We start from the raw sequence: 12,244 nt of genomic DNA, 5'->3' as shown, positions 1-12,244 counted from the left end.
GCCAGACATTAGTCCCAGGCGCAAAGGTTTGCGCTGCCAACGTCCACCGTTAGACTGAGCGCAAAGACAACAGGAAAGGGGGGAGGGTATGGAGCAAGACACTCGCGAAAGCGGCCAGCCATTCAAACGATTATTCTTTGCCTTCGATTGCACGCCAGCGCAACGTCGGGACATTGCCCAGTGGCGCAGTGACCTCGGTTTGAGCAGCGGACGGCCGGTGCCGTCGTCGAACTTCCACTTGACCCTGATGTTCCTCGGGGCAGTGGACACCGCACAATTGCCCGCCGTTCTGGCGGCTGCTGCTGCAGTGAAGGTGCCAAGTCAGCCCATCAGCGTCGCGCTTGATCGACTGGAAGTCTGGCGTCCGGCCAAGACCTTGGTGCTAGCACCCAGCCAAACGCCTGCAACCTTGCGTCATTTGGTCTACAACCTGCAGCAGGCATTGCTACCGCTTGGCTTCACCGAGGCCTCAAGGGAGTTTCGTCCGCACCTGACCCTGGCTCGGGATTACCAGGGACAAGTACCGGAAGCACGGGTAGCGGCTGAATTCACCCTGCGCGCGCAGAACTTTATCCTGTTCGAGTCGCGCAAGGGCCGTTACTGGCCATTGGCGCAATGGCCGTTGTAGCAGGTTCTGCCATCAAGCGATCGGAATCAGCGGATCGGCGGCGGCCAGGGCACTGGTACGGTCAGCTGCGGGCGGATAGATCCAGGTGGTGTTGATCTGGGTCTTGAGGTCTTTGGCTTCTTTGCGCAGCAACTTGACCTGACGATCCCAGCCCTCGGTGTAAACCGCGCCCCAGGCTCCCAGGTCCAGACAGGTTACGTACTTGGGTTGGCGATAAGGCGTGGGCTCGACACCGAGCAGGTCTGCAGCCACGTTGTTGCCGCTATGACGGCCCAGCACGATGGCATGCTGGCAAGACATGACGGCAAAGTTGCCTTCATCGTCGGTAGCCGCGTAGGCCACATCGCCGGTGGCATAGACATGCTCCTGGCCCTTCACCTTAAGGTTGCGGTCGACGTGCAGGCGACCTTGTCCATCGCGTTCGCCCGGCACTTGCGCCGTCAGTGAGCTGGCACGTACGCCAACGGTCCAGACCACGGTATTTGCTTCAATCCGCTCACCGTCCGCGAGGGTGACACCGCCGGCATCCACGCCGGCTACCGAAGCATTGACTCGCCATTGCACGCCCAGCGCTTCGGACGCCTCGATGATGGTTGGGCTGATGCCTTCACCCAAGGCCGCACCGATCCTGGCGCCGCGGTCGACAATGATCACCCGGACATTGGCATCGGCACCCAGAATAGCGCGCAGGCGACCGGGCATTTCCGTGGCAGTTTCGATGCCTGTGAACCCACCACCAGCGACCACTACGGTGTTACGTGCAGTTGATTCCGGCTGGCTGGCCAGCGACTTGAGGTGTTGCTCCAGGCGCGCCGCCGATTCGATCTGATCGACATCGAAGGCGTGTGTGTTCAGACCGTCGATATCCGGACGCCACACGCCGCTACCGGCAGCCATCACCAGGCGGTCATAGCTGATATCGCTGCGGTTGCCCTGGGCATCGACGTAACTGACGCGCTTGCCGTTCACGTCGATCTGTTCGGCCGCGCCCTGGATAAAGGCAACGCCTACTGCGTTGAAGAGCTCGGCCAAGGGTGCTTGCATCTGGTGCACATCAGGTTCGTAGAAGCGCGGGCGAATACGCAATTGGGCCTGTGGTGCGAGAACGCTGATGGCAACGTCGTCGCGGCCATGTTGGTCCAGCAGGCGAGCCGCGCTCAGCGCGCTCCAGACACCACCAAAACCTGCGCCGACAATCAGAATGTGCTGTTTCATTTGGCTGCTCCACAGAGAGGAAATCGTTTTTGACCGGTTGCTCATGGGGGGCTGCAGGTCAACCCATGGCGGCGTACAACTACGACTGTATTGGTCGTAGTTAGTTTGGGCAAGCACTATTTTTAAGCGATGTTTGCCATCGATAGGCTGATTTATCTCTGGGAAGCTCTATTTGAAGGGCTGCAAGTCGTTCGTCATGAATGAAAAATCTGATAACATTGGCGACAAAGCTAGTCGGAGATTGTCATGTCGTTGTATAGCGCTGGCGTGGAGTACGGCATCCATTGCCTTACCTTCCTGGTCGATGAGCTGGGTGATAGCCGTGAAGCCAGTGTGCGTGACCTTGCCGACCTGCAGGGTGTGCCTCAGGAGTACCTGGCCAAGGTCTTTACCAAGCTCGCCAAGGCCGGCCTTGTGGCGGCCACCGAAGGCGTGCGCGGAGGGTTCAAGCTGGCGCGTCCGGCGGACGAAATCAGTGTGCTGGATATCGTTACCGCCATAGACGGGCGCAAAATGATCTTCGAGTGCCGTGATGTGCGCGATCGCTGTGCGCTGTTTGAAGGTTCGCCGCCAAGCTGGGCCCAGGAGGGCACCTGCTCTATTCATGCGGTAATGCTTACGGCGCAAAAACGCATGGAAGAGGCGTTGGCGCAGCAGACCATCCTGGATATCGCCCGGCGCGTTGGTCGCAAGGCGCCGCCTGAGTTTTCAACTCAGTTGGTCAATTGGATGAGTGACCGTCGCGCGGGCAAGACCACCGGCGAGATACCTGTCGTCGATGTTTCCTGAACCGGTTGGCTTGCACCCGGACGGGGTAATGACAGCCCCTATCAAACACCGGCCGAACCAGCATTCTGATTAGCGCGCCGTGCCATTTCGCGGCTTATAGAACAGAAAGTCGCTGGTCTCGGTGGTCTTCACATAGCCGCGCGCCCAATCCGGCGATACGTGGCGGTCATGAAAATACAGCGCGCCCCGAGTGCGGTCATCCAGTTGCCGGTTGAGTGCCTTGCGTGCGATTTCCTTGGCAATGGCATAACGGGCTTCTTCCTGGACTGAATCAGAACGCCCGTCGCACCACCAGGAAAACTGGCAGTTGCCGGTCTCGGAACCTTGTTTGACGACGCCGCACACGGTGTCCGGAAAGCCTTCATGACCCAGGCGGTTCATTACCACGTTGGCCACCGCTTCCATGTCCGGCGCCTTGCCACCCTTCGATTCCCAATAGATGCTGCGCGCCATGCAGGTGATGGCGTCATCCAGCGCTGCCTGACCCGCCGGGTCGACTGCCTGGACTTCGGGTTGGGTAATAGCTTTGCTTCTGCTGGCAGGCGGTGCATTCGGTTGTACGGCTGCTTTTTGCTCCAGCGCCTGGGCTTTTTCTTCCGCCACCTCGGCTTTGGCTTCACTCGCTGCAAGGAGCGGACTGCAGAGGCTTAGCGCCAGGCAGGTTACAATCGTTATAAGGCGCATGATCTGGCTCTTGAGTAGCGAGAGAAAGATGAAGCTTCCCGTTACAGGGTCGACCGCGCGACGCTCAAAACATTCCAACTGTTCGACGACGAGCGCATCGCGCATCATGGGTGCGGTCTGTTCAAGGGAGATTTACATGCGTGTCCTGTCATCCGTTCTGCGTCTTGCCTGCCTGCCTATGGCGCTGCTGGCAGCCACGGCAGCCCAGGCCAGTGAGCCGTCCCAGTTGATCGATGCAATCAATGGTTATCGCAGTCAGGCCCAACGCTGCGGCGGGCAGGCATCGCTGGAGCTGCCGCCACTGGCCAGTGATCCTCGCCTGGTGTTGCCGGCCACCGGTAGCGTGGATTTGCGCAGCGCCCTGGCTCAGTCCAGCTACCCGATGGTCAATGTTCAGGCTATTACCCTCAATGGCCCTCGTGATGCTCAAGCGGCCATGCAAGCTGTGCGGGAAAGCTTCTGTCAGGTGGTGCTTGATCCGCAGTTCGTCGATATTGGTGTCAGTCAGCAAGCTCGCGATTGGCGCATTGTTCTGGCGCGGCCGTTGCTTGCCGGAAAGCTGGGGGACTGGCAGGCCGAAGGCCAGAAGTTGTTGAGCATGATCAACAGTGCGCGCAGCCAGCAGCGCCAATGTGGCAGCCAGACGTTCGCGGCCAGCGCACCGTTGGCCTGGAACGCAGTGCTGGCTGGCGTCGCTGAAACCCATACACGAGCAATGGCCAATCAGAACTTTCTCGATCACATCGATCGCGATGGTCGTACACCAGGCGACAGAGCTGAGCTGGCCGGGTACGCAGGACAGTTGACGGGCGAAAACATCGCCGCCGGGCAGGACACCCCGCGCAAAGTGGTCGATGGTTGGTTGGCCAGCCCTGGCCATTGCGCCAACCTGATGAACCCGCAGTTCACCGAGTTGGGCGCCGCCTATGCCGTCGATCCCAAGAGCGATGCCGGGATCTACTGGACGGCAATGTTCGGTGCGCCCTGAGGGCTGCGTTTAGCCGTAATGCAAATCCGTGCGCTTGAGCAGTTGCTTGCAGCGCTCGGACAGGTGCACCACGCGCAGGTGTTTGCCGTTATTGCTGTAGCGCTCGCGCAAAGTCTTGAGCGCCGCAATTGCCGAGTAATCGACAAAGTTCAAGTGCTGGCAATCGAGAGTCACCTGGGCTGGGTCGTTGACGGGGTCGAACTGATTGAGGAAGGGCGTCGTCGAGGCGAAGAATAACGTGCCGTGGACCCGGTAGAGCTTGCTGCCATCACTTTCAAGGTGGCTGTCAGCATACAGTTCGCGAGCTTGCTGCCAGGCGAAGTTTATAGCGGCGATCACGATACCAATCAGCACCGCCGTGGCCAGATCAGTGAGTACGGTAACCACGGTCACTGCAATAATTGCCAGCATGTCGTTCACCGGCACCTTGTGCAGCACGCGTAGCGATGCCCACGAGAATGTCTGCTGCGACACCACGAACATCACGCCAACCAGGGCTGCCAGCGGGATTCGTTCGATCAGCGGTGAGAGAAACAGCACGAACAGTAGAATCATCACACCTGCCACCACGCCGGACAGCCGTCCGCGTCCACCAGAGCTCAGGTTGATGGCGGTCTGGCCGATCATGGCGCAACCGCCCATGCCGCCGAACATGCCGGACGTCATGTTGGCCACACCCAGGGCCACGCACTCGCGGTTGGGGTAGCCGCGGCTTTCGGTGATTTCATCGGTCAGGTTGAGGGTCAGCAACGTTTCCAGCAAACCCACCAGCGCCATCAGGATCGCGTAAGGCGCGATGATCTGTAGTGTTTCCACGGTCCAGGGAATGTCCGGCCAGCTCAGTGCAGGCAGGCCGCCAGCGATATGGGCCAGATCGCCCAGGGTATGGGTGGGCAGATCGAGCAGGTAGACGCCGGCGCCGACGCCAAGGATCGCGACCAAAGCTGGCGGCACACTGCGGGTCAGGCGCGGCAGCACATAGACAATGGCCATGGTCAGCGCGACCAGGCCGATCATCAGGTACAAGGTCGAGCCCGACAGCCAGACACCGTCGTGTTTGAAGTGCTCAAGCTGGGCGAGGGCGATGATGATCGCCAGGCCGTTGACGAAACCGAGCATCACCGAATAAGGCACCATGCGCACCAGTTTGCCCAGGCGCAGCACGCCGAAGACAATCATGATCAACCCGCCAAGCAGCACGGTTGCCAGCAGGTACTGGACGCCGTGCTGAACCACTAAGGCGACGATGACCACCGCCATGGACCCAGCCGCCCCGGAGATCATCCCCGGACGACCACCGAGCAAGGCGGTGAGCGTACAGATGATGAACGCGCCATAGAGACCCATCAGCGGGTTCAGATGCGCCACCAAAGCAAAGGCAATGCATTCGGGCACCAGCGCAAAGGACGTGGTGAGCCCAGCCAGGACATCGGCGCGTAGGGAGGTTGTTTTCATGGTCGGGGAAGCTGCCGGCGAAAAGGGGGAGGATGCTACGGAAATTCGCCGGCCTGGGCCAGTGTTCAAATAGAGGTCAGCATCAACTCCAGGTTTTGCACCGCAGCACCCGAGGCACCCTTGCCCAGGTTATCGAACACCGCAGTCAATACTATTTGACCATGGGCAGGATTGGCGAACACCGCTAGCTGCAGCTCGTTGCTGTCGTTCGCTGCTTGCGGATCCAACATCGGCGCGGCTTCATCCTGTTTCAGCGCTGCCACCTGTACATAGCGCGAACCATGGTAGTGCTGGCGCAGGCGCTCATGCAGATGGGCGGCGTTGACACCCGCCGGCAACAGGCGCGTCTGCAGGGCAATGGTCAGGGCGATGCCCTGGCGGTAGCTACCATAGCTTGGGATGAACACCGGCCGATGCGACAGGCCGGCATGCGCCTGGATTTCCGGCACATGTTTGTGATCCAGGTTCAGTCCATAAACCAGAACGCCCTGGGCTGCTTTATCTGCTGCGCTTTCGTGACGCTCGACGGCGGCACGCCCGCCTCCGGAGTAACCCGATACCGCGTTGACTGTCAGCGGATAGTCAGCGGGCACCAGGCCTGCGCTGACCAATGGTCGCAACAGGGCAATGGCGCCCGTGGGGTAACAGCCTGGATTGCTGACACGCTTGGCCTGGGCGATCCGTTCGGCCTGTTGTTCGTCAAGTTCGGGCAGGCCGTAGACCCAGCCAGGCGCCGTGCGATGAGCGGAGCTGGCGTCAATCACGCGTACGGTTGTGTTGTTGATCGTTGCCACCGCCTGGCGCGCGGCATCATCAGGCAGGCACAGAATCGCCACATCGGCACTGTTGATGGCCTCGGCGCGACGCTTTGGGTCCTTGCGTTCGCTGTCGGGCAAGGTCAGCAGGAGCAGGTTATCGCGCCCCTGCAAACGGGAGTGGATCAACAGGCCGGTGGTGCCTTGATCGCCATCGATAAACACAAGTGGCTGGTGCATGTTGCTCTCAATGAATAAGTTCAGGGAGTGCCTATGCTGGCGTTGAACTGGACGAAAGAAAATTTGAATATCATGATGCTGTCATTCATTAATTCTGAATGACTGGACGCTATGCGTGAAATCAGCCTGGACCGCCTCAGAACCCTGGTGGTGATTGCCGACCTCGGCTCCTTTGCCCAGGCCGCGCGGGCGCTCAACCTGGCGCCACCGACTGTCAGCCTGCACATAGCCGATCTGGAAGCGCGCATTGGTGCGCCGCTGCTGTCGCGCAAGCGCGGGCAGGTTCACCCGACCAGCATTGGTGAAACTCTGCTGCAGCGTGCGCGTCGGCTGCTGGCCGACGCCGAACAGGCGCTGGATGAGGTTCAACGTCAGGTGCAGGGCCAGAGTGGCCGGGTTCGCCTCGGGGCTTCCACCGGTGCCATCGCCCACTTGCTCCCGCAAGCATTGGATATCCTGCGGGTGCGTCATCCCGGTATCGATGTGCAGGTGCAAGTGCTGACCTCGCGAGAGTCGCTGCTGCGTTTGCAAGCCGGAACGCTTGATCTGGGATTGGTGGCGTTGCCGCAAGCGGCGCTCAAAGGGGTGCAGATTCAGCCGTGGCGCCGTGACCCGATCATGGCCTTCGTGCCTGCGAGCTGGGCGCCACCTGCGCACATCACACCCACCTGGCTGGCCGGTAGGGCGCTGATCCTCAATGACAACACCACGCAATTGTCGCGTGTGACCAGTGACTGGTTTGCCAGCGCAGGGTTGCAAGCGGATGCGCGAATCCAGCTCAATTACAACGACGCGGTGAAAAGTCTGGTCGCTGCCGGTTATGGCGCTACCTTATTGCCCCACGAGTCCAGCGTGCCAGAGCCGGACCCTCGCTTGTGCATGCGCCCATTGCGCCCGGGGTTGTGGCGTCATCTGGGTATCGCCAGTCGCCAAGGGCAGGTGGAGCAGAGCACTCAATTCGTTCTGCAAGTGCTGGCCCAGCTTGCGTTGCAGCGCCCGGCTTAAACCAGGCGTACAGCGGTACCACGGTTTTGCCAGGCACGCTCGCCCAAGCGCTCCTGGACAAAAGCCTGCGCTTTGCGCTGCAACTGATCCAGATGCCGGTCACGTTGCTTCTCGGCATCGATCATCGCCCGTTTGCCATGTTGCTGAAGCAAGTAGGTATGAATCTGCTGCACTTCGAGTGTGCGGTAGATTGGCGCCACATCCAGCATCGCTACCTGACCTTCACTGGCGTGGTCACGGGTGTTCATCAGCACTTGCGGGCCACGCGTAGCAATGACTGCAAACCCCATCGTTTCAAAATACGCAACTTTGCCCACCGTGCAGGCCAGTTCCGCATGGGGATAACGCTCGGTCATCTGCCCCAGCATCGCGCGGGCAGCGCCCTGTCGGCGATAGTGGTTGTGAACGGCAAGGTAAGCGACAGCGCATGCCTGGGGATCATCTTGCACGGGCAGGTAGAGAAGAAAACCGGTGACGGTCTGCGGGTCTCGCGTATCGGTGGCCACGATCAACTCAACGGAAAGCTCGCCAGGTTCGCCCATCGCTTGCAGGTAGCGGTGGACTTCAAGGCCGGTGCTGTATTGGTAGAGATTGAATAGCGGGTTGCTCGGCGCAATGCCGACAGGGCTGATGTCGGTCAGGTAATCGACCACCATTTGCAGGATCTGGCTCTTGATCGACTCCTCGGGCGGGGCGACAAAATGGGTGAGGGCGAACATGGGGCAAACTCCGCAGGCTTGGGCTTTGCGGCAAGTCTACAGGTCTGGCATCGATGCTGCTTGTATCGCGAGGCAAGCCCGTCCCCACTGAGGGGCGCGGGCTTGCGTTGCGCTGAGCGATCAGCCTTGTCTTTTGATGATCGCATCGGCAATGCTTGCCGGCGCTTCGGCGTACTTGGTGAACTCCATGGTGTAACTGGCGCGGCCTTGGGTCATGGAGCGCATTTGCGTGGAGTAGCCGAACATTTCGCCCAACGGCACTTCGGCACGGACGACCTTACCTGCGGGTGTTTCGCCGCCTTCCTGAATCAGCCCGCGACGACGGCTCAGGTCACCCATGATATCGCCCTGATATTCCTCAGGCGTTACCACCTCGACTTTCATTACCGGCTCGAGCAGCACCGCACCGCCTTTTTGCGCCAGTTGCTTGGTGGCCATGGAGGCAGCGACCTTGAACGCCATCTCATTGGAATCGACGTCGTGGTAGGAACCATCGAACACGGTGGCTTTCAGACCGATCAGCGGATAACCGGCTAGAACCCCGTTCTTCATCTGCTCCTCGATACCTTTTTGAATCGCTGGGATGTATTCGCGCGGGATGACGCCACCAACGACCTCGTTGACGAACTCCAAACCTTCCTTGCCTTCCTCACCGGGTGCGAAGCGAATCCAGCAATGTCCGTATTGGCCGCGACCACCGGACTGGCGGACGAATTTGCCCTCGATCTCACAGGTATTGCGTATTTTTTCGCGGTAGGCCACCTGCGGTTTACCGATATTGGCCTCGACGCCGAACTCGCGCCGCATGCGGTCAACGATGATATCCAGGTGTAGTTCGCCCATGCCGGAGATGATGGTCTGCGCCGTTTCTTCATCGGTGCGTACCCGGAACGAGGGGTCTTCCTGGGCCAATTTGCTCAAGGCGATGCCCATTTTTTCCTGGTCGGCCTTGGTTTTCGGCTCGACCGCCACCGAAATCACCGGATCAGGAAAGTCCATGCGCTCCAGCACAATCGGTTTGTTGATATCACATAGGGTATCGCCGGTGGTCACATCCTTCATGCCGATCAACGCCGCGATATCACCGGCGCAAACCGCTTTGATTTCTGCACGCTGGTTGGCGTGCATTTGCACCATGCGGCCCACACGCTCTTTTTTGCCTTTGACCGAGTTGAGTACAGCATCGCCGGAGCTGAGCACGCCTGAATAGACCCGGGCAAAGGTCAAGGTGCCGACGAAAGGGTCGGTGGCGATCTTGAACGCCAGGGCCGAAAAGGGTTCATTGTCGTCGGCGTGACGCTCCAGATGCTTGTCGTCGTGATCAGGGTCGGTGCCATTGATTGCCGGGATTTCCGACGGTGCTGGTAGGTAGTCGATTACCGCGTCGAGCATCAACGGTACGCCTTTGTTCTTGAACGAGGAGCCACAGATGGCCGGAACGATTTCATTGGCCAGGGTGCGCTTGCGCAGGCCGGCCTTTATTTGTTCGTTGCTCAACTCTTCGCCGTTCAGGTAAAGCTCCATGAACTCGTCATTGGCTTCGGCAGCCGCTTCGATCATGTGCGCGCGCCAGGTATTAGCCAGCTCCAACATGTCTGCCGGAATGTCCTCTTCGCGATAGCTGGTGCCCTGATCTGCCTCATTCCAGTAGATGGCTTTCATTTTCACCAGATCGATCTGGCCGATGAAGTGTTCCTCGGCGCCAATGGCTAGTTGAATCGGTACCGGATGGTGTCCCAGGCGTTGGTCGATCTGGTTGACCACCCGCAGAAAATCGGCGCCTTGGCGGTCCATTTTGTTGACATAAGCCATGCGCGGTACATGGTATTTGTTGGCCTGGCGCCAGACCGTTTCCGACTGGGGTTCCACGCCATCTGCGCCACTGAACACCACCACTGCGCCGTCCAGCACCCGCAGCGAGCGTTCTACTTCAATGGTGAAGTCGACGTGGCCGGGGGTGTCGATGATGTTGAAGCGGAATTTTTCCGGGAATTGTTTGATAGAACCCTGCCAGAACGCAGTGGTCGCGGCCGAGGTGATGGTGATGCCGCGCTCTTGTTCCTGCGCCATCCAGTCCATGGTCGCCGCACCGTCGTGCACCTCGCCCATTTTGTGATTGACCCCGGTGTAGAACAGGATGCGTTCGGTGGTGGTGGTCTTGCCTGCGTCAACATGAGCGACGATGCCGATGTTGCGGTACAGCTCGATGGGGGTGGTGCGCGCCATGATGGGTCACCTGCGCAAGGATACGTTAGACGAAGAGGAGGGTACTCCCAAGGTAGCAGAAGTGAGCCGCTCTGCACGCTGGCGCATGCTTGAACCACGATCATCCATGGCCTGAGTAACCATCGGTTGTAATGCACCCGCTGCTGACGCTTAATCGTTCTATCCGCTTGCCTATGGAGCATGACAATGCCGCTGGAACACTCCGTGAACACCTGGTGCCAGACACACCCACTGATTGCCGATCTGGTGGCCTTGCGTTCTACCAGTTGGTTCAATCCCAAGCTGGCACCCAGTGCGCAGGCGTTGGCTGATGTGCCTCTGAGCCAGGAGGATGTGCGTGAGGCCAGTGATCGGCTTCAGCGTTTTGCACCGTTCATCCAATCGGCCTTCGCGCAAACGGCAACCAGCGCGGGCATTATCGAATCGCCCTTGTTGCCACTGCCGGCGCTGCAGGCCGTGCTGCGCGCCGAGCATCAGCTACCCGAAGGCGGCGCGCTGTGGCTCAAGGCTGACAATTTGCTGCCTATTTCAGGTTCGATCAAGGCCCGCGGTGGCATCTACGAGGTGCTCAAGCATGCCGAGGACCTGGCACTGGCGGGTGGTTTGCTGCAGCCTGGCGATGACTACGCGAGCCTGGACAGTGAAGCGGCGCGGTCATTCTTTGGCCAGTACAGCATTGCGGTTGGTTCTACCGGTAACCTTGGGCTGTCGATCGGCATTATCAGTGCACGCCTGGGGTTCAAGGCCACCGTGCACATGTCGGCTGACGCCCGGCAGTGGAAGAAGGATCGACTGCGTGCCCATGGTGTCGAGGTTCGCGAATACAGTGCCGACTACAGTGTGGCGGTGGAGCAAGGCCGGCGCGAAGCCGAGGCAGACCCGCAGTGCCATTTCGTCGACGACGAAAACTCGCTCAACTTGTTCCTCGGTTACGCTGTCGCGGCCGAACGCCTGCAGCGCCAGTTTGCCGAGCAAGGCATCCCGGTCGATGCTGAGCACCCGTTGTTTGTCTATCTGCCTTGCGGCGTAGGCGGCGGGCCTGGTGGCGTTGCCTATGGCTTGAAATTGGTGTTTGGCGATGCGGTGCATTGCGTGTTCGCCGAGCCCACCCATTCACCTTGCATGTTCCTCGGCGTTTATACCGGCCTGCACGATGAGGTTTCGGTGTACGACTTTGGCATTGACAACCAGACGGCTGCCGATGGCCTGGCGGTGGGTCGCCCATCCGGTTTCGTCGGGCGGGCGATGCAGCGGTTGATCGATGGCTATTACACCGTCGATGATGACACCTTGTACCGTCTGCTGGCGCAGATGCACGCGTGCGAGGGCCATGAACTGGAGCCGTCGGCGCTTGCCGGGGTGCCCGGTATGGTACGTGTACTCCAGGAGCAGCAAGGCTACCGCCACCGCCTGGGTCTGGATGAAGCACGCATGAGTCGGGCTACTCACCTGATATGGGGCACGGGTGGCAGCATGGTACCCCGCGCCGAAATGGACGCTTACCTGGCCAAAGGCCGTGTCGTGCTGGCTGGGCAGTAAT

11 protein-coding genes are annotated in these 12,244 nt (G+C 59.9%); 5 read left to right on the top strand and 6 right to left on the bottom strand.

Translation table 11 applies throughout. The features are described 5' to 3' along the window. Window positions 1-88 precede the first annotated feature (88 nt). Window positions 89-628: an RNA 2',3'-cyclic phosphodiesterase gene (gene thpR, locus D3Z90_RS15365; protein ID WP_136476880.1), complete on the top strand. Its 540-nt coding sequence runs from the start codon at window positions 89-91 to the stop codon at window positions 626-628. A 12-nt stretch (window positions 629-640) separates the two neighbouring features. Here the strand turns inward: thpR and D3Z90_RS15360 are convergent, their stop codons facing one another. Then, window positions 641-1,843 (bottom strand): NAD(P)/FAD-dependent oxidoreductase, encoded by a 1,203-nt coding sequence (locus D3Z90_RS15360; RefSeq protein WP_136476879.1) that lies wholly within the window; start codon window positions 1,841-1,843, stop codon window positions 641-643. Between the two features lie 246 nt (window positions 1,844-2,089). Between D3Z90_RS15360 and D3Z90_RS15355 the strand changes: the two genes are divergently transcribed. Then, window positions 2,090-2,632, top strand: a complete 543-nt coding sequence (locus D3Z90_RS15355; RefSeq protein WP_136476878.1) for an Rrf2 family transcriptional regulator — start codon at window positions 2,090-2,092, stop codon at window positions 2,630-2,632. Between the two features lie 69 nt (window positions 2,633-2,701). Here D3Z90_RS15355 and D3Z90_RS15350 read toward each other — a convergent pair whose 3' ends face one another. Then, window positions 2,702-3,316: a cell wall hydrolase gene (locus tag D3Z90_RS15350; protein ID WP_136478965.1), complete on the bottom strand. Its 615-nt coding sequence runs from the start codon at window positions 3,314-3,316 to the stop codon at window positions 2,702-2,704. Window positions 3,317-3,452: 136 nt separating this feature from the next. On the opposite strand from D3Z90_RS15350, the gene D3Z90_RS15345 reads away from it, so the two are divergent. Further along, window positions 3,453-4,304: a CAP domain-containing protein gene (locus D3Z90_RS15345; protein ID WP_136476877.1), complete on the top strand. Its 852-nt coding sequence runs from the start codon at window positions 3,453-3,455 to the stop codon at window positions 4,302-4,304. A 9-nt stretch (window positions 4,305-4,313) separates the two neighbouring features. Here the strand turns inward: D3Z90_RS15345 and D3Z90_RS15340 are convergent, their stop codons facing one another. Continuing rightward, window positions 4,314-5,759 (bottom strand): SulP family inorganic anion transporter, encoded by a 1,446-nt coding sequence (locus tag D3Z90_RS15340; RefSeq protein ID WP_136476876.1) that lies wholly within the window; start codon window positions 5,757-5,759, stop codon window positions 4,314-4,316. A gap of 65 nt (window positions 5,760-5,824) precedes the next feature. Further along, window positions 5,825-6,754 (bottom strand): N-acetyl-gamma-glutamyl-phosphate reductase, encoded by a 930-nt coding sequence (argC, locus tag D3Z90_RS15335; RefSeq protein WP_136476875.1) that lies wholly within the window; start codon window positions 6,752-6,754, stop codon window positions 5,825-5,827. A gap of 111 nt (window positions 6,755-6,865) precedes the next feature. Between argC and D3Z90_RS15330 the strand changes: the two genes are divergently transcribed. Beyond that, the gene (locus D3Z90_RS15330; protein WP_136476874.1) at window positions 6,866-7,759 is read left to right on the top strand and encodes a LysR family transcriptional regulator; all 894 of its coding nucleotides are present in this window, start codon (window positions 6,866-6,868) and stop codon (window positions 7,757-7,759) included. On the opposite strand, the gene D3Z90_RS15325 is transcribed toward D3Z90_RS15330, so the two are convergent. Both D3Z90_RS15325 and fusA read right to left on the bottom strand, forming a co-directional pair. Then, window positions 7,756-8,478, bottom strand: coding sequence for a GNAT family N-acetyltransferase (locus tag D3Z90_RS15325; RefSeq protein WP_136476873.1), 723 nt, complete (start codon window positions 8,476-8,478; stop codon window positions 7,756-7,758). The two genes, D3Z90_RS15330 and D3Z90_RS15325, sit on opposite strands and share 4 nt — an antisense overlap. 120 nt (window positions 8,479-8,598) lie before the next feature. Beyond that, on the bottom strand, window positions 8,599-10,704 hold the full coding sequence (gene fusA, locus D3Z90_RS15320) for an elongation factor G (protein WP_136476872.1): 2,106 nt from the start codon (window positions 10,702-10,704) through the stop codon (window positions 8,599-8,601). 186 nt (window positions 10,705-10,890) lie between these two features. Here fusA and dsdA point away from each other — a divergent pair, with 186 nt between their 5' ends. Further along, window positions 10,891-12,243 (top strand): D-serine ammonia-lyase, encoded by a 1,353-nt coding sequence (dsdA, locus tag D3Z90_RS15315; protein ID WP_136476871.1) that lies wholly within the window; start codon window positions 10,891-10,893, stop codon window positions 12,241-12,243. Window position 12,244: the final 1 nt, after the last annotated feature.

It is taken from the genome of Pseudomonas sp. DG56-2, from assembly GCF_004803755.1.
Lineage (GTDB): Bacteria > Pseudomonadota > Gammaproteobacteria > Pseudomonadales > Pseudomonadaceae > Aquipseudomonas > Aquipseudomonas auratipiscis.
This window is presented reverse-complemented; position numbering and strand designations above follow the sequence as displayed.

Bases quoted from the DNA above. Each gene is read 5' to 3' on its own strand.
- D3Z90_RS15350 (WP_136478965.1), bottom strand. From the start codon at position 3,316: ATGCGCCTTATAACGATTGTAACCTGCCTGGCGCTAAGCCTCTGCAGT.
- thpR (WP_136476880.1), top strand. From the start codon at position 89: ATGGAGCAAGACACTCGCGAAAGCGGCCAGCCATTCAAACGATTATTC.
- D3Z90_RS15340 (WP_136476876.1), bottom strand. From the start codon at position 5,759: ATGAAAACAACCTCCCTACGCGCCGATGTCCTGGCTGGGCTCACCACG.
- argC (WP_136476875.1), bottom strand. From the start codon at position 6,754: ATGCACCAGCCACTTGTGTTTATCGATGGCGATCAAGGCACCACCGGC.
- D3Z90_RS15330 (WP_136476874.1), top strand. From the start codon at position 6,866: ATGCGTGAAATCAGCCTGGACCGCCTCAGAACCCTGGTGGTGATTGCC.
- dsdA (WP_136476871.1), top strand. From the start codon at position 10,891: ATGCCGCTGGAACACTCCGTGAACACCTGGTGCCAGACACACCCACTG.
- D3Z90_RS15345 (WP_136476877.1), top strand. From the start codon at position 3,453: ATGCGTGTCCTGTCATCCGTTCTGCGTCTTGCCTGCCTGCCTATGGCG.
- D3Z90_RS15325 (WP_136476873.1), bottom strand. From the start codon at position 8,478: ATGTTCGCCCTCACCCATTTTGTCGCCCCGCCCGAGGAGTCGATCAAG.
- D3Z90_RS15360 (WP_136476879.1), bottom strand. From the start codon at position 1,843: ATGAAACAGCACATTCTGATTGTCGGCGCAGGTTTTGGTGGTGTCTGG.
- D3Z90_RS15355 (WP_136476878.1), top strand. From the start codon at position 2,090: ATGTCGTTGTATAGCGCTGGCGTGGAGTACGGCATCCATTGCCTTACC.
- fusA (WP_136476872.1), bottom strand. From the start codon at position 10,704: ATGGCGCGCACCACCCCCATCGAGCTGTACCGCAACATCGGCATCGTC.